Source organism: Chryseobacterium sp. S90 (assembly GCF_047444895.1).
In the GTDB taxonomy this organism is placed as follows: domain Bacteria; phylum Bacteroidota; class Bacteroidia; order Flavobacteriales; family Weeksellaceae; genus Chryseobacterium.
Genome location: NZ_JBLGCX010000005.1, coordinates 170,302 through 193,244, shown reverse-complemented (window position 1 = coordinate 193,244; position 22,943 = coordinate 170,302). Strand labels below are relative to the sequence as shown.

General features: G+C 35.8%; 21 protein-coding genes. 10 read left to right on the top strand and 11 right to left on the bottom strand.

Features of this window, described 5'->3' with window-relative positions; all coding sequences use genetic code 11:
* Positions 1–51: 51 nt before the first annotated feature.
* Positions 52–909: a carboxypeptidase-like regulatory domain-containing protein gene (locus ACLMCG_RS14735; protein ID WP_413960082.1), complete on the bottom strand. Its 858-nt coding sequence runs from the start codon at positions 907–909 to the stop codon at positions 52–54.
* A 144-nt stretch (positions 910–1,053) separates the two neighbouring features.
* Entirely contained in the window at positions 1,054–1,566 is a 513-nt protein-coding gene (locus tag ACLMCG_RS14730; RefSeq protein WP_413960083.1) for a 5' nucleotidase, NT5C type, read from the bottom strand.
* Between the two features lie 214 nt (positions 1,567–1,780).
* On the opposite strand from ACLMCG_RS14730, the gene ACLMCG_RS14725 reads away from it, so the two are divergent.
* The gene (locus tag ACLMCG_RS14725; protein WP_413960084.1) at positions 1,781–3,676 is read left to right on the top strand and encodes an ABC-F family ATP-binding cassette domain-containing protein; all 1,896 of its coding nucleotides are present in this window, start codon (positions 1,781–1,783) and stop codon (positions 3,674–3,676) included.
* 185 nt (positions 3,677–3,861) lie between these two features.
* On the opposite strand, the gene ACLMCG_RS14720 is transcribed toward ACLMCG_RS14725, so the two are convergent.
* Positions 3,862–4,917 (bottom strand): Gfo/Idh/MocA family oxidoreductase, encoded by a 1,056-nt coding sequence (locus tag ACLMCG_RS14720; protein ID WP_413960085.1) that lies wholly within the window; start codon positions 4,915–4,917, stop codon positions 3,862–3,864.
* A gap of 182 nt (positions 4,918–5,099) precedes the next feature.
* Between ACLMCG_RS14720 and ACLMCG_RS14715 the strand changes: the two genes are divergently transcribed.
* The 3 genes from ACLMCG_RS14715 (at position 5,100) to ACLMCG_RS14705 (ending at position 8,795) form a co-directional block, all read left to right on the top strand.
* Complete coding sequence (locus ACLMCG_RS14715; RefSeq protein ID WP_413960086.1) at positions 5,100–7,337, top strand: TonB-dependent siderophore receptor; 2,238 nt, start codon at positions 5,100–5,102, stop codon at positions 7,335–7,337.
* 95 nt (positions 7,338–7,432) lie between these two features.
* The gene (locus ACLMCG_RS14710) at positions 7,433–7,948 is read left to right on the top strand and encodes a hypothetical protein (RefSeq protein WP_413960087.1); all 516 of its coding nucleotides are present in this window, start codon (positions 7,433–7,435) and stop codon (positions 7,946–7,948) included.
* Positions 7,949–8,204: 256 nt separating this feature from the next.
* Positions 8,205–8,795, top strand: a complete 591-nt coding sequence (locus ACLMCG_RS14705; protein ID WP_413960088.1) for a hypothetical protein — start codon at positions 8,205–8,207, stop codon at positions 8,793–8,795.
* A gap of 96 nt (positions 8,796–8,891) precedes the next feature.
* On the opposite strand, the gene ACLMCG_RS14700 is transcribed toward ACLMCG_RS14705, so the two are convergent.
* Positions 8,892–9,527 (bottom strand): peroxiredoxin, encoded by a 636-nt coding sequence (locus ACLMCG_RS14700; RefSeq protein WP_413960089.1) that lies wholly within the window; start codon positions 9,525–9,527, stop codon positions 8,892–8,894.
* 95 nt (positions 9,528–9,622) lie between these two features.
* On the opposite strand from ACLMCG_RS14700, the gene ACLMCG_RS14695 reads away from it, so the two are divergent.
* Entirely contained in the window at positions 9,623–10,510 is an 888-nt protein-coding gene (locus ACLMCG_RS14695) for a mechanosensitive ion channel family protein (protein ID WP_413960090.1), read from the top strand.
* A gap of 329 nt (positions 10,511–10,839) precedes the next feature.
* Here the strand turns inward: ACLMCG_RS14695 and sucC are convergent, their stop codons facing one another.
* From sucC to ACLMCG_RS14670, 5 genes are all read right to left on the bottom strand, one after another.
* Positions 10,840–12,030, bottom strand: coding sequence for an ADP-forming succinate--CoA ligase subunit beta (gene sucC / locus ACLMCG_RS14690; protein WP_034694875.1), 1,191 nt, complete (start codon positions 12,028–12,030; stop codon positions 10,840–10,842).
* 131 nt (positions 12,031–12,161) lie between these two features.
* Positions 12,162–13,439, bottom strand: coding sequence for a chloride channel protein (locus ACLMCG_RS14685; RefSeq protein WP_413960091.1), 1,278 nt, complete (start codon positions 13,437–13,439; stop codon positions 12,162–12,164).
* Between the two features lie 2 nt (positions 13,440–13,441).
* On the bottom strand, positions 13,442–13,828 hold the full coding sequence (locus tag ACLMCG_RS14680) for a DUF423 domain-containing protein (protein ID WP_034694871.1): 387 nt from the start codon (positions 13,826–13,828) through the stop codon (positions 13,442–13,444).
* A gap of 1 nt (position 13,829) precedes the next feature.
* Entirely contained in the window at positions 13,830–14,900 is a 1,071-nt protein-coding gene (locus tag ACLMCG_RS14675; RefSeq protein WP_413960092.1) for a hypothetical protein, read from the bottom strand.
* A gap of 166 nt (positions 14,901–15,066) precedes the next feature.
* Positions 15,067–16,395: a hydroxymethylglutaryl-CoA reductase, degradative gene (locus tag ACLMCG_RS14670; RefSeq protein ID WP_413960093.1), complete on the bottom strand. Its 1,329-nt coding sequence runs from the start codon at positions 16,393–16,395 to the stop codon at positions 15,067–15,069.
* Between the two features lie 156 nt (positions 16,396–16,551).
* Between ACLMCG_RS14670 and ACLMCG_RS14665 the strand changes: the two genes are divergently transcribed.
* Both ACLMCG_RS14665 and ACLMCG_RS14660 read left to right on the top strand, forming a co-directional pair.
* Positions 16,552–17,811, top strand: coding sequence for a putative DNA modification/repair radical SAM protein (locus tag ACLMCG_RS14665; RefSeq protein ID WP_413960094.1), 1,260 nt, complete (start codon positions 16,552–16,554; stop codon positions 17,809–17,811).
* 126 nt (positions 17,812–17,937) lie between these two features.
* Entirely contained in the window at positions 17,938–18,699 is a 762-nt protein-coding gene (locus ACLMCG_RS14660) for a TIGR03915 family putative DNA repair protein (RefSeq protein ID WP_413960095.1), read from the top strand.
* A gap of 322 nt (positions 18,700–19,021) precedes the next feature.
* On the opposite strand, the gene ACLMCG_RS14655 is transcribed toward ACLMCG_RS14660, so the two are convergent.
* Positions 19,022–19,822, bottom strand: a complete 801-nt coding sequence (locus tag ACLMCG_RS14655) for a DNA alkylation repair protein (RefSeq protein ID WP_413960096.1) — start codon at positions 19,820–19,822, stop codon at positions 19,022–19,024.
* Complete coding sequence (locus ACLMCG_RS14650; RefSeq protein ID WP_413960097.1) at positions 19,819–20,457, bottom strand: peroxiredoxin-like family protein; 639 nt, start codon at positions 20,455–20,457, stop codon at positions 19,819–19,821. The genes ACLMCG_RS14655 and ACLMCG_RS14650 overlap by 4 nt, the downstream gene beginning before the upstream one ends.
* Positions 20,458–20,548: 91 nt before the next feature.
* Between ACLMCG_RS14650 and ACLMCG_RS14645 the strand changes: the two genes are divergently transcribed.
* From ACLMCG_RS14645 to pfkA, 3 genes are all read left to right on the top strand, one after another.
* Complete coding sequence (locus ACLMCG_RS14645; protein ID WP_413960098.1) at positions 20,549–20,890, top strand: winged helix-turn-helix transcriptional regulator; 342 nt, start codon at positions 20,549–20,551, stop codon at positions 20,888–20,890.
* Between the two features lie 83 nt (positions 20,891–20,973).
* Positions 20,974–21,852, top strand: a complete 879-nt coding sequence (locus ACLMCG_RS14640) for a DUF4846 domain-containing protein (protein WP_413960099.1) — start codon at positions 20,974–20,976, stop codon at positions 21,850–21,852.
* 83 nt (positions 21,853–21,935) lie between these two features.
* Positions 21,936–22,922, top strand: coding sequence for a 6-phosphofructokinase (gene pfkA, locus ACLMCG_RS14635; RefSeq protein ID WP_047419982.1), 987 nt, complete (start codon positions 21,936–21,938; stop codon positions 22,920–22,922).
* The last annotated feature ends 21 nt before the right edge of the window (positions 22,923–22,943 follow it).

The window sequence follows — 22,943 nt, the reverse complement described above, 5'->3', positions numbered from 1 at the left end:
GAATTATATGAACAAGTGATTGATTCTTCAGTTACTCAGAGACATCAGGTATTAATCATTTTCACTCTGAGTATCGCTTCCGTTTTTATCCATTTTCACATCAATATTAATCGCTGGTGCAGCAATAGTCATTTTCTGCCAGTCTCCATAAAATTCTCTTATAAATCCGGTTCTGAATAAAGCGGCACTTATTTTAATTCTGCCATCAAAATCTTTTAAAAACTGGATTCCGATAAAAAATTTTCCCTGAACCCAAATATTACGATCATTGACATCCAGGGTATAGGTTCCGTCTTTAATCATATTTTCAGTAAGTTCCACGGTAATCTCTTCTTCAAGAATATTTTTATCCGGGAAGCCATTTTTTTCACTGTAAATGCTATATCTCATCAAAACCGGCTGAGTAGAAACATAGCTGGCTATATTCAGATTGATATTTTTAATTTTGGATCTTTTCTTAGCATTGAATTCTAAAGCAGTTTCTCCAAGAAAACTTTTTTTGTCAAATTCCGGATTAACAGAATAAATAACACTTTTTGTTTTTGTATTGACTCCCCAGTTTTTATCAACAAGTTTTTTAGGTTTTATTGCAATCTCTTTAATATTTTTAATTTTCTCTGTTAAAAATACTTTTTGCTGGTCATGCTTTTTAAAACTCTCTATTGTTTCCTGATAAAGATCGTATCCCGGGACTTCTATTTTTATTTTCTGCTGTGGTTCAGCATTGGAAAGATCAATTGAAAATTGTCCTTTTTCATCTGAAATCGCCCCGGTTGATTTCTTTTCAATCCCGATTTTCACGTAAGGAATCGGCTGATTTTCGTTTTTAGAAATAATAGTTCCGGAAATAACCTGTGCATGGAAGGCTGAAGCCGCCAAAAGGAAGAATAAAGTATGATATATTTTCATGTTAAAAGTTTGACGCAAACTTATTTATTTTAAACCATCAGCTGTCACAATTCTTTATTAAATTTATTCTTCTTATAGTTAAAGTTCTTTTAAAAAACCCCATTGTTTTCAAAAGAACTCTAAAAATATTTACATTTCGTGCTATTAAAGGATATTCATAACTTCTTCCCAGGAATGAACTCTTTCGTAAGTCTCGTTTTCTATCAGCTCATTATGAGGCTGGGTAAAGATCAATCTTTGTCCTGAAAAATGGTCTAAATTTTTTGGATAATCATCAATCATTACATCTCCTGAAACTACTTTTTTGCTTCCACAAAGAACAATCTGCTCCCAGGTAATGAATGGGAAGTGTTCTGCCAGCCAATCGTATTTTTCTCTTAAGCTGTTGGGAAATTCCATGCCTGCAGAGACAATATACAGATCATATTTATTATTCAGATATTCCATTGCTTCACGACTTCCTTTCATTACAGGCAGCGTTCTGAAAAACCCTACTTCATTAACGTGCTTTTTCCCATTCGGAAATGATTCTATTTCAGGTTTACCTGTCAAATCACTGATTTCAATTTCTCTCCCCGTATCTCTTTTTTCAAATTGTACCAGCTGATGATATACATCCGCCATTACCCCATCCATGTCGACAATTACTTTTTTCATTACTTCAATCAGATTTTTGTATTATTTATATTATTAAAAAAATGTATTCATTGTGTCTTATCAAATTTACTGAATAGTTTTTCCAGATAATGGGCACAGTCTATTAAAAAATTATAAATATTCATTTTTATAAAAGAGGTTCCGGAAAATTTTAGGTTACATTTTCGTATTTTTGCGGTTCAATTCAAAATTAAAATCAAACCATTAATTTCCAATGAATTACGTTTCTGCAGAAAATCTTACCAAATCTTACGGCATCAAAGTTTTATTTGAAAACATTACTTTTCATATCAATGAAGGGGATAAAATTGCTATTGTTGCCAAAAACGGAAGTGGAAAATCTACCCTTCTGAAAATATTAATGGGTAAAGAAATTGCAGACAGTGGAACTGCGATCATTAACAAAGATATCCAGGTGGTATTATTTGACCAGGAAATTGATTATGATCCTAAACTCAGCATTGAGGAATTTATGATGGCGCTGGATTCAGAACCTATTCTTGCTCTTAAAAATTATCATCTATCACTTCATTCTACAGATAATGATTTTATTGAGAAGGCATTGGCCGATATGGAAGCTCACAAAGCGTGGGATCTTGAAAATGAAATGAAGCAGATTCTTTCCCAGCTTAAGATTACTGATCTGGATGCAAAAATGGGAACGCTTTCCGGAGGTCAGATCAAGCGTGTAGCGCTGGCTAAACTTTTGACGGAAACAAGAGCTGAACACAGACATACGCTTCTTATCATGGATGAACCTACCAACCACCTTGATGTGGATATGGTAGAATGGCTTGAAAATTATCTGAATAAAGCAAAAATCACATTATTACTCGTAACCCACGACCGATATTTCCTTGACAGTGTTTGTGATATTATCTGGGAAATGGAAGATAGAAATCTGTATGTGCATAATGGTTCATATGCTACTTATCTTGAAAACAAAATGATTCGTGAGGAGAATCTTAATGCTACTATTGATAAAGCCAATAACCTTTACAGAAAGGAACTGGAGTGGATGCGCAGACAGCCGAAAGCCAGAACTACAAAATCAAAGAGCAGAATTGATGCTTTTTACGAAACTGAAAAGGTTGCCAAAACCGATACCAGAAAAGATGGCTTGGAACTGGATTTTGAAATGAAGCGTTTGGGGAATAAAATTCTCGAACTTAAACATATTGATAAAAGTTTTGGAGCAAAAGTTCTTCTAAAAGATTTCAGCTACCAGTTTCAACGTGGTGAAAAGGTTGGAATTATCGGGAAAAACGGTGCTGGAAAATCTACCCTGCTTAATATTATCCAAGGTTTGGAAAAAGCTGACAAGGGAGAAATTGAAACCGGAGAAACGATATCTTTCGGTTATTTCGCTCAGAAAGGGCTTACATATAAAGAGGATGAGCGTGTGATTGATTTCATCAAGGAGATTGCAGAATTTTATCCATTGGCCAATGGAAGAAGCCTGTCAGCATCGCAATTCTTAAGATTGTTCTTATTTGACGATCAGACTCAGTACTCTCCTATCTCCAAACTTTCAGGTGGGGAAAAGAGAAGACTTCACCTGATGTATATTTTGTATCAGAATCCTAATTTCCTGATTTTTGATGAGCCTACGAATGACCTTGATCTTCCTACGCTAACGGTTCTTGAAAACTTCCTTCAGCAATTTCAGGGATCTTTGATTATTGTTTCCCACGACCGATATTTCATGGACAGAATTGTAGATCATGTCCTGGCTTTTGAAGGAGACGGAAAAATCAGAAATTTTGTAGGAAATTTCTCAGAATACAGAGAGGCAAGAAGCCGTGAAGAAGCTTTAGAAAAAAATACCACTGCAAAACCTGAGCCCGCTAAAGAAATTGCTGCTGTAACAGAAATCGCTCCAGTGGCTGCTTCTAAAAAAAGAAAATTAACTTTTAAAGAACAAAAAGAGCTGGAAACGATAGAAAAGGAAATGCCGGAACTTGAAGACCAGCGTTCCAAAATTCTGGATCAGCTCAACAATGAAGCAGATTACGAAAAGATCGCCAAACTCTCTTCCGAACTGGAAACAGTTTCAGAAAAGCTGGAGAACCATGAGATGAGATGGCTGGAGCTTCAGGAAATCCTTTAATAATTATGAGTTATAAATGATGAATTATGAATGAGTCAGCGAGTTTGAGAGTTTGAGTGTAAAAGGGTTGAAAATCTCTAATCACGACTACTATCAAACTTTGAACCTTAAATTAATTCATAATTCATAATTCATAATTCATAATTCATAATTCATAATTTATAATTTATAATTGAATAACCTTTTTATAATTGAATTACTCTTTCTTCTTTTGCACTTTCCAGAGAAGCATCAATGATTTTCATATTCTGGATAACTTCTCTTCCCGGAGATGGTAATGCATATCCAAACACAATGTGCTCATAGATCTGCTGGTAATAATCCATGTAATTTCCGGCTTCGCTGGAGGTTAGAATTCTTTCAGTCTCGGAATGATCATTCAGGAAGTTTAAAATTCCATCCGATTCTTTCAATGGCTGGGTCCATTCTTTACCATATTCCGGAATAGCACCTGCTACCAATTCATTTTCCTGATTATCTGTTCGTTCCTGTAAAAAAGTTCCTCTGTCTCCATGAATAGTATAAGCGTAATGACCTTCTTTACTGAAAACCGATGTTTTTAGTCTTACTCTCAGATCATTTTTATAGAATAGCAGGATCTCAAAATAATCATTTGCAAATTCTTTTCCCTTCATAGAAAATACATCTGCAAAAAGTTTTTCAGGATATCCAAAATACTGTACAGCCTGATCTACAAGATGAGCACCCAGATCATGAAGTGTTCCTGAGCCTACCTGATCCGGACTTTCTTTATGTTGTTTTCCACTAGGAGTTGTACGGAATCTGTCAAAGCGGATTTCCGCCTCTTTAATATTCCCTATTTTTTTATCATTTAAAATCTTCTGAACCTGCAAGAAGTCACGGTCGAATCTTCTGTTTTGATATACACTTAAAAACAATCCTTTTTCTTCAGCCAACTGTACCAGCTCTTCCGCTTCAGCAACATTTACCGTAAAAGGTTTTTCTACGATAATATTTTTTCCCGCCTCTAATGCTTTTTTTGCATATTCATAATGCGTCTGAACCGGAGTGTTGATGATGACCAATTCTACATCCGCATGCTGAAGCATTTCTTCTACAGAACGATAAATGGTTGCTTCAGGATATTTTTCCTTAGACTCTTCCTTACTTCTTTCCACTACAGCAGATATAAAAAATCCCGGATGTTCCTTTAAAAAGGGAGCATGGAACACTTTTCCGCTCATTCCAAAGGCACAAAGCCCTGCTTTTACCAATTGCATATTATAATTTTTAACAAATATATTCATAAAAAACGCTCTATTCCTTAATCTAAAGGAGGTATAGAAATAATCCATCTCACTAACGCTGAAAAATATGATTTAAATCATAAAATTATTTTTATCTATTCTAAACAAATACTTACATTTGCGCCTTATTTAAAACTGTTCTACATAAAAATAAAATGAAAAGACAACTACTTTCTTTAGGTCTTCTATTGATCGCTGTTTCAGCGAGTTCACAGATGAAAAATGCTGAAGCAGACACCATCAGAACTCAGACCATTGAGGACATCAATCTTCATAAAACAGGAAACCCGAACCAGGCTAGACCATTATCGACAAAATCAAACCTGACGGTAATGGAAAATCCACAGCCTATTGCTATTGTTACTCACGAAATCATTGAGCAGCAGCAGGCAAAACAGCTTAGTGATGTTCTTCAAAATGTAAACGGTCTGTATATCACTTCATCCAGAGGAAATTCTCAGGATAGTTTTGGTGGACGTGGTTTCATTTTAGGAAATGATAACATTTTTAAGAATGGTTCAAGAATAAACAGTGGTGTTTTCCCTGAAGTAAGTGGCCTGGAAAGAGTAGAAGTTTTAAAGGGAGCGAATGCTATGCTTTTTGGTAATACAGCAGCGGGTGGTGTTATCAATATGATTACCAAAAAACCTAAATTCAATTTTGGGGGAAGCGTAGGATTAAACGGGGGAAGCTGGAATTCCTATAAGCCAACAGTTGATATTTATGGGCCTCTATCCAAAAATGTTGCATTCAGAATAAATGGTGCCTATGAGCATGCTGAAAGTTTCAGAGATATTGTAGAATCAGAGAAGTACTACTTCAATCCTTCATTTTTATTTAATTTAAGCGATAAATCTCAGTTAATTGTTGAGGCAGATTATCTTAAGAATAATTTTACTCCGGATTTTGGTCTTGGATCCATTACCAATCCTGATGGAAGTTATAAAATCAATGACTTACTCCCTAAAAATGCTTTCTTAGGGGCTGACTGGCAATATCAAAATGTAGAACAAGTTTCTACCAACATAACTTTTAATCATCAGTTTACTGAAAAATGGTCATTAAATGCTGTAGCTTCTTATCAGAACTATACTAAAGATTACTACTCTACTGAAAGAGTACAATGGGGATATGAAAAGAATACAAACCGTCTTTTCTGGCAAAGACCTCTAAATAAAACATTTAACGAACAAAACTACACTTCATTACAAGTTAATATTAATGGAGAGTTCAATACCGGAAAAATCAATCATAAGGTTTTAATTGGTACTGATGGAGACTATGGTGTTCAAAATAACTACACATATACCAATCCAACGGTTTATGGAACTAATGGTAATACAGCTACCTTAAATAATAATCTTTATTTAGATGATCCTTCAACTTGGGCAAGTGGAAAAATGCCTTACGCTTCATTAAAAGACAGAACAAAAATTCCTACACAAAGATTTGGGATTTACATTCAGGACTTCATAAGCCTTACCAAGCAACTTAAAGTGATTGCTGGTTTAAGATGGTCTTATTTAGAAACAATGACCAATACTAAAAATACATTTTCAAATGACCTTGGAGATGTTGATCAAAAAAATACAGCAATATCTGACAGAGCATTTTCACCAAAAGCAGGTTTAGTATATATGCCAAATGATAACCTTTCTGTATTTGCAACCTATACCAACTCTTTTGCTCAAAATACAGGAAAAGATATTTATGAACAAGCATTAAAGCCTACTACTATTGACCAATATGAAGTTGGAGTAAAAAAGAATTTCTGGAATAATGCTTTAGCTGTAAACCTTACTGCATATCAAATTGTTTACAATAATTATTATCAGACCGCTCCTCAATTAGCAAATGGACAGGCGAATTCAGATTCATTCTATAAAGAATTTGCAGGAAAAATGAGAAGCCGTGGGGTTGAGCTTGACATCACAGGAAATCCTACAGAAAATTTATCAATTATCGGTGGATTCTCTTATAACAACTCGGTATATCTTGATACACCAGACGGTTTTGGATATGTTGAGAAACAAAGATTAGTAAGAACACCAGCTACAACAGCTAATGCTTCTGTATTTTATAAATTCACGCGTTATGCAAAAGGACTTAGAGTAGGTGCAGGAGCTTACTTCATCGGTGACAGATTAGCCGGATGGAATGATACAAAAAATGGTTCTACAGGCTTGGGTGCAAGAAACGGAATCAGCAGATCATTTGCTCTAAAAGATTACACTACCGTAATGGTATCTGTAGGCTACGAATGGAAAAAATTCTCTATCCAGGGGAAAGTGGGGAACCTGTTTGATGTTGTAAACTACAATGTTCATGAAAATTATTCAGTGAATCCTATCACGCCGAGAAACTACTATTTCACACTGACATACAGACTCTAGAATTCTTTATATAATAATTCTTTCATTAAAAGTGGAAATTGCATTTTTGCAGTTTCCACTTTTGAAATTTTAAAACAAAAACAAAACAATAAGATATGGATAAGATTAAAGACACAAGAACTTTCATGAGAATTACACACCGTTATCTGGGATATTTCCTTGCCGGAATTATGGCCGTATATTCTTTAAGTGGAATCCTTCTCGTGTACAGAGACACTGATTTTCTGAAAAGCGAAAAGAAGTATGAAAAAAATATCGCGGCCAATCTTTCAGAGAAAGAACTGAAAAAAGAGCTGAAGATGAAAGGTCTTGAAGTGGAAAAAACAGAAGGAAGTGTTCTTTATTTTAAACAGGGAACTTATGACAGTGCAACCGGAAAAGCAAAGTATACAAAGAAAGAGCTGCCTTTCGTATTAGACAAAATGGTTTCTCTTCACAAATCACAGTCTAAGGATGCTATATCGCCTCTAAGTGTATTCTTCGGAGTTTCTCTTTTCTTTTTTGTGATTTCAAGTTTCTGGATGTTTAATCCTAAAACAAAGGCTTTCAAACGCGGAATCAAGTTTACGATTGCAGGGCTGATGATATCTATCATTCTTTTATTTGTTTAATACTCAGCACACTGAACAAAGAGAGAAAAGCACTTGGGATTTATTACCCATTTTTATCATTTCCTTTTTAAAACCCGCTTTTTATTTTCTTTATCATTATGAAATCCTCAGTTAATATGTTAAAAAAATGAATTATATCTCCCTGAGAATATTAACGTTTATTTAGAAAAATTACCTAAAATTAAGAGTATGGCACATTTATTGTTTTTTCTATAACTCGTGAATAATAAACATTTAATTATTAAAATAATAAATTATGAAAAAACTTATTTTAACAGGGATATTAGCCGTAGCAGGTTTAACAGCAACCGCAAACGCTCAGATTCAAAAAGGTAATTGGATGGTAGGAAGTAGCATCGTAGCCAGTAATTTTGGTTTAAATACAGGTGGTGGATATAATATTTCATTACAGCCAAAAGCGGCTTACTTTATTCAAGACAATGTAGCTGTTGGGGGATATGTAGATTTAGGATTTAATAAAGTAACAAATGGATCGCCTACCAATTTTGTTTATAAAGTTGGGGCTTTAGGCAGATATTACGTTTCTCCAGGAGAAAAAGGAGTCGATAATCTATTACACCACGGAAGATGGTTCTTTGAAGGTAATGTAGGTATTGGAGGAACTTCTACTGAAGGATCTAACTCTACAACAGGTTTAGATTTTGGAGCAGGTCCTGGTTATTCATACTTCATTACACCAAACATTGGTGTTGAAGGCCTAGTAAAATATAATGGTGTTGCAGGATTTGGTAGTGAGGGATTAACTTCTACTTTAACTTTCAATGTAGGATTCAGTATTTATTTACCAACTTCTAAAGGTAAACAAATCATCAACGACGTTAAGTAATCACTGAAATACTTATAAAAAATGAAAGCGCCCCGAAAATTTATTTCGGGGCGCTTTTCGTACAAATTAAAACTAAACTATAAAAAATCAAATAAATCATGTATTGGGTTGTGGCGTGTATCGTAAATAAGGTTTTATTTCTGTCACTCCTTTTGGAAAAATCTTTCGTGCTTCTTCTGTAGAAATCGTTGGCGGAACAATCACATCTTCTCCATTTTCCCAGTTAACAGGAGTAGCCACGCGATAATTATCCACAAGCTGTAAAGAATCCAGCACTCTAAGGATTTCATCAAAATTTCTTCCTGTAGAGGCCGGATAGGTAATAATCAGTCTAACTTTTTTGGAAGGATCAATAATCAAAAGAGAACGTACAGTAGCCGTCACCGAAGCATTAAGATGAATAAAATCATACAGCTCAGAAACTTTTCTGTCTTTATCAGCAATAATAGGAAACTGTACATTGGTATTCTGGGTTTCATTAATATCTTTTACCCAGTTTTGGTGATCCTCTACTCCATCTACACTTAAAGCGATCACTTTCGTTCCTCTGGCATCAAATTCAGATTGCAATTTTGCGGTGTACCCCAACTCTGTAGTGCATACCGGCGTATAATCTGCAGGATGCGAAAACAGAATCCCCCAGGAATCTCCCAGATAATTATAGAAATTAATATCACCTACAGATGACTCTGTCTGAAAGTTGGGTGCTGTATCTCCTAGTTTAATTGACATAATGCTTTTTCTTTATAGTCTACAAATTTAGTAGACTTTTTGGAACTGGCAAATTTTTTGATGAAAATTTATATCTTTAATTAAAATTTTTATTCATGGAGAAAACCGGACTCAGGTATGTAGATCTTGTTTATAAAGTATTGGAAAACTGGTATGTGACATTTGCAGAGCTTACTCCAAAACTTATTGTCGGAATTTTAGTATTTACATTTTTCCTGATTACCAGTAAATATTTAAGTCAGGCAGCCGTAAAACTGTTCCATAAATTTTTTCCGAAGAGCAAAAAAGAAAGTTCACTAGTGACTTTAATCAGTATATTCAGATTCCTGATCATACTGATGGGAACTTTTATTGCACTGGAAATAATGGGATTCAGCGGCTTTCTCTGGAAGTTTATCGGAAGTTTGGGGGTTGCAGGGGTTATTGCAGGGGTTGCCCTGAAAGATCTTGTATCCAGTATTTTCTCCGGAATGCTGATTGGAATTGACAAAGCATACAAAGTAGGAGATTATATTACGATTGGAGCACATTCAGGAACGGTACAGGAGATCGGTTTTTTAACAACCAAAATTCTTACTGATGATGGGAAGAAGGCTTATATTCCTAATCAGGTCGTCTTCAATGCTCCGTTTTATAATATTACGGCTTCCCCACAACGCAGGATTATTTTAAATTTTGAAATTCCTGCTGATGAAGATATCAGTATAGCGCAGAAAGGGATTCTGGATGTGATTAAAAATCTTGACAATGTGGATAAGTTAGACACCATTGAGGTGATCTTTACAGATCTGAAACAAGGTGCATTTAATCTTCAGGTGAAGTTCTGGATAAAAGTAGGTTCTAACCTGGCTCAGGTAAGAAGTAAGGCTTATTTAGGGATTAAAGAGCGTTTTGATGTGGATAAAGTGCAGTTGGTAACGCCAACGAGTATCAGTATTACGAGTGGAGAGAATATTTTACCTGAAAGCCATCAGGATAAGTAAGGAATTATTTCTAAAAATATAAATACCATTCAATTATTGAATTGGTCTTTTTTACACTATTAAAGGTTAGGTATCGCAAAGGCGCAATTCTTCCACATTGCTATTTAATATTTTAAGACGCAAAGATTTTATCTCCGATAAAATTGTAAAATGTGTATTTCATACTGATTTTTCAGATGAAACCTATACTATAAAATCTGTGTGATTTGTGCGATCTGTGGGAAAATTTAATCCAAGAAAAATCTTAAAAAAACTTTCTGTCTTCATGTTTGAAACAAAAAAACCGTTCCAAAAATGAAACGGTTTATATTTTATTTAAAAATTTTAGATTACGCTAAAACTTCTTTTACTTTGTTTGCAGCTTCTTCTAAAGTAATTGCAGAGTGTACCGGAAGACCAGACTCGTCAATTAATTTTTTGGCTTCTACAGCATTAGTTCCCTGTAATCTTACGATCAATGGAACCGGAAGGCTACCCATCGCTTTGTAAGCATCTACAACTCCCTGAGCAACTCTGTCACATCTTACGATACCTCCGAAGATGTTGATCAAAATAGCTTTTACGTTTGGATCTCTTAAGATGATTCCGAAAGCAGTCTGTACTCTCTGAGCATCAGCAGTACCACCTACGTCAAGGAAGTTAGCCGGGTTACCACCTGATAATTTGATGATATCCATAGTTGCCATTGCAAGACCAGCTCCGTTTACCATACAAGCAACGTTACCATCTAGTTTTACGAAGTTAAGACCAGCTTCACCAGCTTCTACATCCATTGGATCTTCTTCTCTTGTATCTCTAAGTTCAGCTAAGTCTTTGTGACGGAACAATGAGTTGTCATCTAAAGTTACTTTAGCATCTACAGCGATAATTTTGTTATCAGAAGTTTTTAATACCGGGTTGATTTCAAAAAGAGAAGCATCAATTCCTGTATATGCATTGTAAAGAGATGAAATAAATTTCACAAATTCTTTGAATGCGTTTCCTTCAAGACCTAGGTTGAAAGCAATTTTTCTAGCCTGGAACCCTTGAAGACCAATAGCAGGATCAATAAGTTCGTTGTGGATCAAATGAGGAGTTACTTCAGCAACGTGCTCAATATCCATACCACCTTCAGTAGAATATACGATTGTATTTTTTCCTTCAGCTCTATCTAAAAGAATAGAAACATAAAATTCTTTAGTTTCAGATTCTCCCGGATAATAAACATCTTCTGCAACCAAAACAGAGTGTACTTTTTTACCTTCAGCAGAAGTTTGAGGAGTTACCAACTGCATTCCGATGATATTCTGAGCGTTCTCTTTAAGTTTATCCATGTTTGGAGAAAACTTAACACCCCCACCTTTACCACGACCACCTGCGTGAATCTGCGCTTTTACAACCCAAGCCTGAGCTCCGGTTTCAGCAGTCAATTTTTCAGCAGCTGCTACAGCTTCATCTACGTTGTTTGCAACGAAACCACGTTGGATAGCTACTCCATACTTTGATAAAATCTCTTTTGATTGATACTCGTGAAGATTCATATTATTTTTATTATTTTATTTTAATATTTAAAGGTTGACAAATTTACTAAAAAGACACGGAAGTTCAAGTTTATTGACTCAAAAATTAAAGTCTGATTGACTTGATTTTTAACATATCACTCAAATTTCCTTTATTCTTCCACTAATTTCTCAGATTGTGATCCGATGAACGGAATTCTTGGAGCCAGAAAATATCCTGTGAGACTCGCAAATAATATCGGTACAAAATAGGTAAACCCGGTAAGTGTTCCTAAGATAATGGTAGTACTCATCGGCGTTCTTGTCACACAGGCATTAATCGCCGCCATGCAGCTTACAATAGCTAATGTAGTATCTACACCTGGAAATAAATTATGGATAATCAATCCTAATGTGGTGCCTACAAAGAACAGCGGAATGATAAATCCTCCCCTCCATCCTGAAGTTACTGTAATGGCAATCGCCAGTATTTTAAAAACCAGAATCAGGATTAAGAAATTGAGTCCGAAATTACCACCGATAAGCTGATTGATCTCGTTATGTCCAAAGTATCTTGTAATAGGGAAATTATAGGCAATGATCCCTAAAATAATGCCACCTACGAATGTTTTAATGTAAATCGGAAATTGTCTGTATTCAAAAACTTTCTTGAAAAACTTAACAACAAAAATGAAAATCCATCCAAAAAATGTTCCTACAATTCCGAACAATGTAGCATATAGAAAATCATATACTCCAGTATAATGATAGGCTTTCAAATCCCAGGTTGCCCCGATTCCCAAATGGATAATCAAAGCAAACATCAGATAACTGAAACAGCTCGCTACCAAGGCAGGAATAATAGCTTTATAGTATTCTACAGCATGTTTATGATGAAGGATTTCCAGAGAAAAAAGACTTCCTCCCAGCGGTGCACCAAATAATGCAGTAAACCCTGAAGCCATCCCGGCGATACTTAAAGAACGCAGTTCTTCTCCTTTCAGTCTGAAAATTTTTCCAAGCCAGGTTCCTGTAGAACCGGTTACCTGTACCAAAGGAGCTTCCGGCCCTAAACTTCCTCCTGAAGCTACACAAAACAGGGATGAAAGAATCATCGAAGGATTATTCTTTGGTTCCAGTTTTCCTTTATTGAATCTGATGTTATTAACAATCAGGTGAATTTCTCCGGGATCTCCTATGAAATGGATCACCAGTCCCGCCAGTAAACCGCAGATTGCCATCGTTGGAATCACCTGCCATCCTTGAAACCCGGACAGGAATTCAGTGAAATGCTCCAGTACGATCCAATATCCTCCGGCAATAATACCGCCTACAAGACCTGTAACAGCCCACATGAAAAAAGTACGGCTGAACACGAACGGATTGAATCTGATAGGTTGATCTAAGAGATTGAATGTTCTTATTAACCGTCTTCTTCTCTTAATCTTCATTCTTAAATTCTGTTTTTAGCAAAATATAAGATCAGCATTCCCCAGCTTAAGATCATCATCAGCCCTCCAAGCGGAGTGATAGGTCCTAAGAATTTAAGGTTCATCCCTAGATAATCCTGCATACTCAGAAAATAGATGCTTACAGAGAACAACAATGTTCCTGCAATCATTAAAATGGAAGTCCATTTTTCTGCAGAAGTTTCAAATTTTAAGATATATCCGATGATCAGCAGGAAAAATGCTGCATACATCTGATACCTTACTCCTGTTTCAAAGCTTTCCAGCCTCTCCACAGCTAATATTTTCTTTAAAGCATGCGCTCCGAATGCACCCAGGATCACAGACACCATTCCGTAAACCGCTCCAAAAACTAAAGTAATTGTTTTCATTTTATAACTCTTCTAATTCTAGGGTTAAATATTTTTTTGTTTTATAATCCTGCCAGGTTCCAATGATTTTACTTCCTTTCAAATCCGCTTCTATTAAAGCTCTTGGTATCCATTCCTTAAGTTCTTCGCTATGATAATCATCTTCAGTGATAGAAAAATGTTCATGGACAAATTCTCCTCTCCAGTTGATAGGCTTTTTATTCTTATCATACCAATAAGTGGCTGAAAAAGAATCGTCTTCATTGATTTCGTTAAACAAAACCATAACAGGATATTTTCCGTCAATTTTCCCTTTATATAATTTATTTCCGGGCCCAGTCTGCCCTATCTTTTCAGAACCCGAAATCAAATTCTTACCATAAATGCTCAGGTATTTTTCAAGTTCTTTATAAGTGAATTCCAGTTCGTGACTTCCCAGATCATCTAAAGCCCGCATCGCATGGTTGGAACATCTTCCGGCTACAAAAGTGAGTTTATCCTTTCCGAAAAAATATCGGATGCCATTCAAAGTATAATCCATGAAACATCCTTCATATAAACCAATCTGCTCCTGAACTTCTTCTGAAGGATTCTTTTCGGATTTTAGTTTTACAAGAAAGCCGTTGACTCTTTTTTTGATTTTTTTCTGAATCAAATCTGCAACCGTTTTGGCAGCATTTGTTTGAAATAAAGCTTCAGCATTGATATAGTTTCCTGTTCTCAAGTCAAAATTCTTCCAGTCTGAAAATTCTTCAGGATACGCTCCCGAAGCTTCACCATGGATACCTATACTTAAAATATTTTTTGGAGTTTCTAATTTCTCCCAATCATAAAAATAAAGATAGTTGGAATAGGAATTAGTAGCTGTAGAAGCCAGCTTAAAAGGATTTCCACCTGAATTCGGGATATATTCCAGTTCGTTTACCTGAAGAAATGTATTGATCTTATTGGCCACGGAAGGATTTGCAGAATAAGTAACTACAGGAAACACAAAGTTTTCTGATTTGGGCTGTAAATCCTGTATTTTTAAATCTTTCTGCTGAGAAAAACTTAAACCGGAAATCAATAAGAAGAATACAATACTCTTTTTCACTATTTTGATTTTAAGTACATTAAAATGAACTTGGCTACCAACGTAGAGATTCCCAGTATAATAAACATATTAGCAAATCTCTTGGAGCTTCTGAACCCTTCATTGTTGGTTTTCTTTAAAAAGAATCCAAAAAGAAGGAATACAATGGGCAAAATGATCTGTAACATTAGTTTCCTCTCATTCTGTTAAATTCATTGATCACCTCGTGATGGCTCACTGTCTTATCTTTGAAGTACGTTACGAAGTGCTGCTTTTCTTCTTCGGTAGCTCCCAACTGATTCAGAATATTCAATAAGTGCATTTTCATATGCCCTTTCTGAATTCCTGTAGTTACCAGCGAACGCAATGCACCAAAGTTTTGTGCAAGACCTGAAACAGCAAGAATACTCATAAGCTCCTGAGCGGAAGGTTTTCCAAGAAGAGCCAAAGAAAATTTTACCAATGGGTGAAGATTCGTAAGCCCTCCTACAACTCCTACAGAAATAGGTAGATCAATCCAGAATCTGAAAATGCCATTGTCTGTTGTACAGTGTGTCAAAGATCTGTATTGTCCGTCTCTTGCAGCATACGCATGGGCACAGGCTTCTGTAGCTCGGAAATCATTTCCGGTAGCAATTACAACAGCATCTACGCCATTCATCACTCCTTTATTATGAGTGGTTGCACGGTAAGGTTCGATTTCAGCAATAGTAACTGCCTGCTTGAATTTTGAAGCAAATTCTTCAGGAGAAATTCCGCTGTCGTCTTTTAAATCTTCCATTTTACAGGAAACCTCAGCTCTCACGATACAGTCAGGGGTAAAGTTGGAAAGAATATTCATCACGATCTGCAGTGAATTCTTTTCTTCCTGAGTAAAATCTTCGCTGGTAGCGACTTCCTGTCTCAATGTTTTTCCGAACTGCTCAAGACATGAGTTGATAAAGTTCGCTCCCATGGAATCTACCGTATCAAAGCTTGCTTTCAACTGATAATAATTTGGCATTTCTGCAGTTTTATCCACCAGATTGATATTTAAAATACCACCGCCGCGTTTTCTCATGTTCGATGTGATATCTTCTGTCGCTTCAAGTAATTTTTTCTTTAAACTGAAATTAAAGAAATGTAATAATTTATGAGGTTCAACATTAAAAATAAAATGAGTGTGCCCCAGTTTTTCAGTGTTGATAATCGTTGTTTTGAAACCTCCTTTATCGATCCAGAATTTTGCAGCTTTGGAAGCGGCAGCAACTACAGAACTTTCTTCAACGGCCATTGGAAGTGCCAGCAGCTTTCCATCGATCAAAAAGTTCGGAGCAATTCCGTAAGGCATATAAAAATTGGAGATGGTATTTTCAGAAAACTCATCGTGAAGTTTCTGAAGATCTGCATCATCGTTCCAGTATTGTTTTAATATATTTTGATATTCCTGGTTTCCTTCAAGATATTCGTTTACGAGCCAGTCGATTTTCCCCTGCTTTGGAAGCTTGGAAAAACCTTCGATTGGTTTATGATTCATGATATAAACTTTAATGAGCCGTAAATATAATGATTTTGAGACTCTTTTTTGTTGATAACTTCTATGAAAAAAGATTGACTTTTATCAATTTTGGAACTAAATTTGAACAATATAAAATTATAATATTGATACAAAACAGATCAATCACTTAAACATATGAATTTTGACCGCCTTAAAGAAAAGCTTGAAATCCTTGCTGATGCAGCGAAATATGATGTTTCCTGCTCATCAAGCGGAGGCTCAAGAAAGAATAAAAAAGGAGCTTTAGGAGACAGTTCCGCAAGTGGCATTTGTCATACTTATACGGAAGATGGACGATGTGTTTCTTTGCTTAAAATTTTATTAACCAATCACTGTATCTACGATTGTGCATACTGTGTTTCCAGAAGTTCAAATGATATTAAAAGAGCTGCTTTTACGGTAGAAGAAGTCGTGGATCTTACAATTAATTTTTACCGGAGAAATTATATTGAAGGTTTATTTCTAAGCTCAGGAATTTTCAAAAATGCAGACACAACAATGGAACGTCTGGTGAGAGTTGCCAAAAAGCTGCGCCTGGAAGAAAATTTTAATGGGTATATCCATCTGAAATCTATTCCCGGGGCAAGTGATGATCTGATGCAGGAAGCAGCGTTGTATGCAGACCGGTTATCCGTAAACATTGAAATCCCTACAGAAAGCGGATTAAAATTATTGGCTCCTGAAAAGAACAGACAGGATATGATCAGTCCTATGCGGTATATTCAAAAAGGGATCATTCAATATAAGGATGAAAAGAAAGTTCTGAAAAAAGTTCCAAAGTTTGCTCCGGCAGGACAGTCTACACAGATGATTGTGGGAGCAACCAATGAAAACGACCTGCAGATCATTAAAGTTGCCGATCATTTTTATAAAAATTTTAATCTCAAAAGAGTTTATTATTCCGGATATGTTCCGGTTCTGGAAGATCAGAGATTACCTTCTTTAACAACTGAGGTTCCAATGCTTCGTGAAAACCGATTGTATCAGTCGGATTGGCTGATGAGATTTTATGGCTTTAAAGCTGAGGAAATTTTAGATCCGAATGTTCCTTTCCTTGATCTGGAAATAGATCCGAAATTAAGCTGGGCATTGCGAAATCTGGATCAGTTTCCGGTAAATCTTCAGACTGCAGAATATCGAACAATTTTAAGAATTCCGGGAATTGGGGTAAAAACGGCTCAAAAAATTATCAGTGCAAGACGTTTTCAGGTTTTAACAATGGATCATTTAAAAAAACTGGGAGCAGCTGTCAACCGGGCAAAATATTTCATTGATTTCACTGCAGGGAATGCCTACCTGAAATATTTAACGGATAAAAATTTCAGAAAACTGTTGATAGGTGGAAGCTCTTCAAAGTTTCACAATCAATTCTCACAACAACTGACATTGTTTTAAACACAAATTACACGAATATTTTCACAAATGATCACTAATTTATTGCTTCGATAAAACAGCACTTCTGTCATTCTGACGAAGGAAGAATCTCAGAATGACAGGCAGCACACCTAAATTTTAAAATTAATGATGACAACCCTACTCTACGATGGAAGTTTTGATGGTCTTTTTACTGCGGTATTTGAAGTTTTTGAATATCGTTATAAAGATGTAGAAATTTCCAGCAGAACACGTTTTCATCAGGAAAATATTTTTGCGGAGATTCATGAAGTTATCACTCAAACAGAAAAGTCTGAGCGGGTTCTCAACAAACTGGAGCAGAATATTGGGAAAGTGGGTATTCATAAGCTTTTAAAAGTTTTTTTATCAGAAGAACCGGATCTTGAAAACCTTATCCTGTCTGCCGTCAGACAATCCATCAGTCATCCCGAAGAAAATATTCTTGAAAACTTTGCAGACAAGAATATTCTACAAATTTCAAAAATCTGTAAATCGGTTGATAGGGAAAGGCACAGAATGACTGCTTTTGTCCGCTTTGAAAAAATGAAAGATGGTGTTTTCTTTTCCAAAATAGATCCCGATTTCAACGTTCTTCCGTTGATCCGAAAACATTTTAATGACCGGTATCAGGATCAGAAATGGATGATCTATGATCTGAGGAGAAATTACGGCATTTTTTACAACCTGGAACACTGCGAATTCTTCTATCCTGATGAAAAACCAGATTTTAATAAGTACCAACAGAAGTTTCATAATGAAGAGATGAATTATCAGGTGCTTTGGCAGCGATATTTTACTAAAACCAATATTGTAGAACGAAAGAATATGAAACTTCATATTCAACATGTCCCGAAAAGATACTGGAAGTATTTGACAGAAAAATGGTAAGTAAAATATCACATTGTGGATAACTTTTTTTTCAGAGAAGAAAAGACGGTAATTCTGGTTCCGTTTTTTAATTTTTATTTAAATTATTAATTTGCTGTCAGATATAATCCACATTAATTGAAAACTCATATTGTGGATAACTTTTTCTCGTTAACATATAGTTAATATTGAGAATATCTCAATGTTCTTTTTCATGTAAAAATTAAGCAAACAAAGGCAGTTCCAAGGAAAAAAGGAATATGAAAAAATGATGTAAAACTATGTAAATCTGCGACCTATGTAACCAAAAACTAAATCAACATTTTTATTTTGTGGATAACTCTTACTTTTTGATGGTCCGCAAGGCTTTCTTTACAATATATTGGGTTTCTTTTGTTGGACTTTCCCGAAGCCATTCATCACAAATTTCTACCACAAATTCAGGTTGAGATTTGCTGGCATCATTCAGCCAATTGCCAACACTGTCCTGTACATACCGAGATGAATCTGATCGTAAAGGTTCTAAAATTTCCAGTCCTAATCCAGGATTTTGTTTCAAAGCATCAATATGTTCACACCAGACTCCTCTCGGCCGGGTAGATTCACTGGCAAAACGTCTTACATTTTCATTGTCATGCTTCGTCCATTCTGATAAAATAGATAAACTTTCATCAAGATTTTTTGAAATATCCGGACGTACCGTCATCCAGCAGATCTCCCGCACTCCGAAATGGGAATCAGAAGCGAAAGACTGGATACTTTTTAATTTTTCTTTAAGCTTCAACTCATTATTCCTTCCAATGGTATAAGCTGACCAGCAACGCACGAGATCTGCCGGATGGGTTGCAAGCTTCGATAGAAATTCATCATCATTATTTTTTCTGGCTAAAATCAAAAGTCCAACTCCAATAGCTTCGTTGAGAGTATTGACCGTTTGTTTTTTGAGTTGATCTACATTTTCTAAGACGGGTTTTAAGTAATCAATCCTGTTATTCTGTTGAAGTAAATGCTCCAACAATAACCTTTGATCTACTGCCAGCCATTCTGTAAGATTGGCGGTTTCAATTTCTCCGCGGCTCAGCTGTTCTAAAATATCCGGTGGAATATCTTTGATGGAACGGGCTCCTTTTCGTTTTTCTGTCATAATGCCTGTATTAATTCTTCTATATCTACTCTGCTCATGTAATTTACATCTAAAAATTTATATAGAATCTTACCATTTTCATCCACTACAAAAACAGCAGGAACCGGTAATGTATTTTCATTATTATTGTTGAAAAGAGAAAGATCAATTCCTAAATCCTGATAATAAGGCAATACGAAATCCTGCAGCTGAAATACAATACCAAGCTTTTTTGCAAAATCATTATTTTGATCAGTAAGTACTTCAAATTTAAGATTGTTTTTTTCTGCCATCGTCAGGGAATGATCCGGACTTTGAGGAGAAATGGCGACTAAAACAGCATTTTTTTCTTTTATTCTTGAAAGATTATCCTGCAAAAACTTCAATTCCAGATTACAATAAGGACACCAGCTTCCTCTATAAAAAGCCAGAATTATTTTTCCATTTTTAAGGATTTCCTGTGAGTCTACCTTTTTGCCGACTGCATTGGGCATAGAAAACTCCGGTATTTTATCGCCGATCTGAATACTGTTCTGTCCTATATTTTTTGTTTTTAAATCTTCAATAGAATGTCCGAATGCATCCAACATTTCTTTTGGAAGCTGTGACGAAAGTTCACAATTCAATTGCTCAATCTCCATTGCCAGTGTGTTCATTGTTTTTTATTATTTTTACAAAGATGTAAAAGCCTTTAATAATAGGCAATACCGCATATTTTTCACCCATAGGGATAAAAAAGTCAATTTTATGGAAACAAAGGAGAGAGCTGAAGAAAATAAAATTTGCCCGTTGGAAGTCGCAGTGAATACCATCAGCGGAAAATGGAAAATCCCTATCGTTTGGCAAATTAATGAAGGGAAAAAACGTCCGAGTGAATTTCTGCGTGGTATCGCTAAAGTTGACCGGAGAGTTTTGAATCAACAATTGTCTGAAATGGTAGATGACGGTATTTTAACGAAAAAGTCATTTAATGAGCTTCCTCCAAGAGTTGAATATACTTTAACACCACTAGGTGATCAGCTGGTAAAAATTCTTTGGCAGCTGAATGATTGGGGTAAATTACTGATTCCTGAAAAAGAAAAAGCCTAAAACAAAAGTTAAATATTGCAGATTTTCAGAACTTTATTTGTTGGTACGTGGAAAAAAAAGATATTTGTGTTAACTAAAAACGCATGAAAAAAATCATCACGGGAATCACAGCGCTTCTTATTCTTACAAACTGTACGAAAGAAAAATTATCAGACCGCTTACTGGCTGAGCCTGATCATAATGAAAATTTAACGGCAAAAAGCTCTGCAAAGATTCATAAAGATAAAAATACCATCCGGGAAAGATTTTCTCCTCCCGAGGGATATGAATGGAATGAAGAAAAACCTGGTTCTTTCGGATATTTTATTGAAAATTTTAAGCTTAAACCTTATGAAAGTCAGATTCTGAAATATGATGGTACTCCTATTTCTACCCAGCATCTTCATGAAGCTGTTTTTGACATTGATACAGGAACTAAAGACCTTCAGCAATGCGCTGATGCTGCCATCCGTATGAGAGCAGAGTATCTTTATAAGGCGAAAAAGTTTGACGAAATCAAATTTCATTTTACGAGCGGGGATCTTCTCAGCTGGAATGACTATAAAAACGGAACAAGAGCTTTTGTCAACGGAAATTCGGTGAGCTTTAGAAAGACTGCTGCTTTTGATGATTCTTATCAGAATTTCAGAAATTATCTGGATCTAATTTTTAATTATGCAGGAACGATTTCATTAAATAAAGAAACAAAACCTGTTGTAAAAAATTCTGACTTGAAAACCGGAGATATTCTGATCACACCGGGAAGTCCGGGACATATTGTTTTTATTTCAGGTGTCTGTCGCAATAAGGAAGGGAAAAGATTGTTTTTATTGAGTGAAGGGTTTACGCCGGCACAGTCTATTCATGTGCTCTCCAATCCGTTTAACCCGTATTTTACACCATGGTATGACCTGAATACCGATGCTCAGGAAACTAAAACCGCACGATATTTTTTTAAACCTACAAACTTCAGAAGCTTTTAATAATTTATATTCAAAACTATTGGAAAGTTACTACGATAATCTGAACTTGTTTTTGTAAATTTGTGTTCGAAATTTTTTTCTTGATGAAAGAGAGTGCTGTAAAAAAAATTGCAGTTCTTACTTCAGGAGGTGACTCTCCGGGTATGAATGCGGCGTTAAGAGCGGTAGTAAGAACCGCCAATTACTATAATATCGAATGCTACGGGGTGAGAGAAGGCTACAACGGTCTTATCAACAATGATTTCCTGAAAATGGGAGCCCGTTCCGTAAAAAATATAATCAACCAGGGTGGAACAATTCTAAAGTCTGCCAGATCCGCTGAATTCAGAACAAAAGAAGGCCGTCAGAAAGCTTATGACAATTGCGTAAAGCTTGGAATAGACGGATTGGTTTGTATTGGTGGAGACGGAACTTTCACCGGTGCGAAAATCTTTAATGAAGAATTCGGAATCAGAGTAATCGGTGTTCCGGGAACAATCGACAATGATATTTTCGGAACTGATAATACCATCGGATACGACACTGCTTTGAATACTGCAATGGATGCCATTGATAAAATCCGTGACACGGCAACTTCCCACAACAGAGTTTTCTTTGTAGAGGTGATGGGGCGTGATGCCGGTTTTATTGCATTAAACAGTGGATTGGCAACTGGAGCTTTGGATATTTTAATTCCTGAGAAAAAAGACAGTATTGATGAGCTTTTCACGAAATTCAGAGATGCTGAAAAAACCGGAAAGGCATCAAGCATTGTGGTGGTTGCAGAGGGTGAAAAACTTGCCAATGTGTATGAACTTGCCGAAAAAACAAAGCAGACATTCCCTGATTATGACATTCGTGTAGCCATTTTGGGACACATGCAGAGAGGAGGTTCTCCAAGCTGTGCAGACAGGGTTTTGGCAAGCAGACTAGGCTACGGTGCCGTAACAGGATTAATGGAAGGACAAACCAATGTAATGGCAGGAATGCGTTCTAACGATCTGACGTATACGCCGATTGAAGAAGCCATTAAAAAACATAACGAAATCAATAAAGATCTTTTACTGATTTCAGAAATTTTAGCAATCTAATTATTTTTATAATCTAATAAA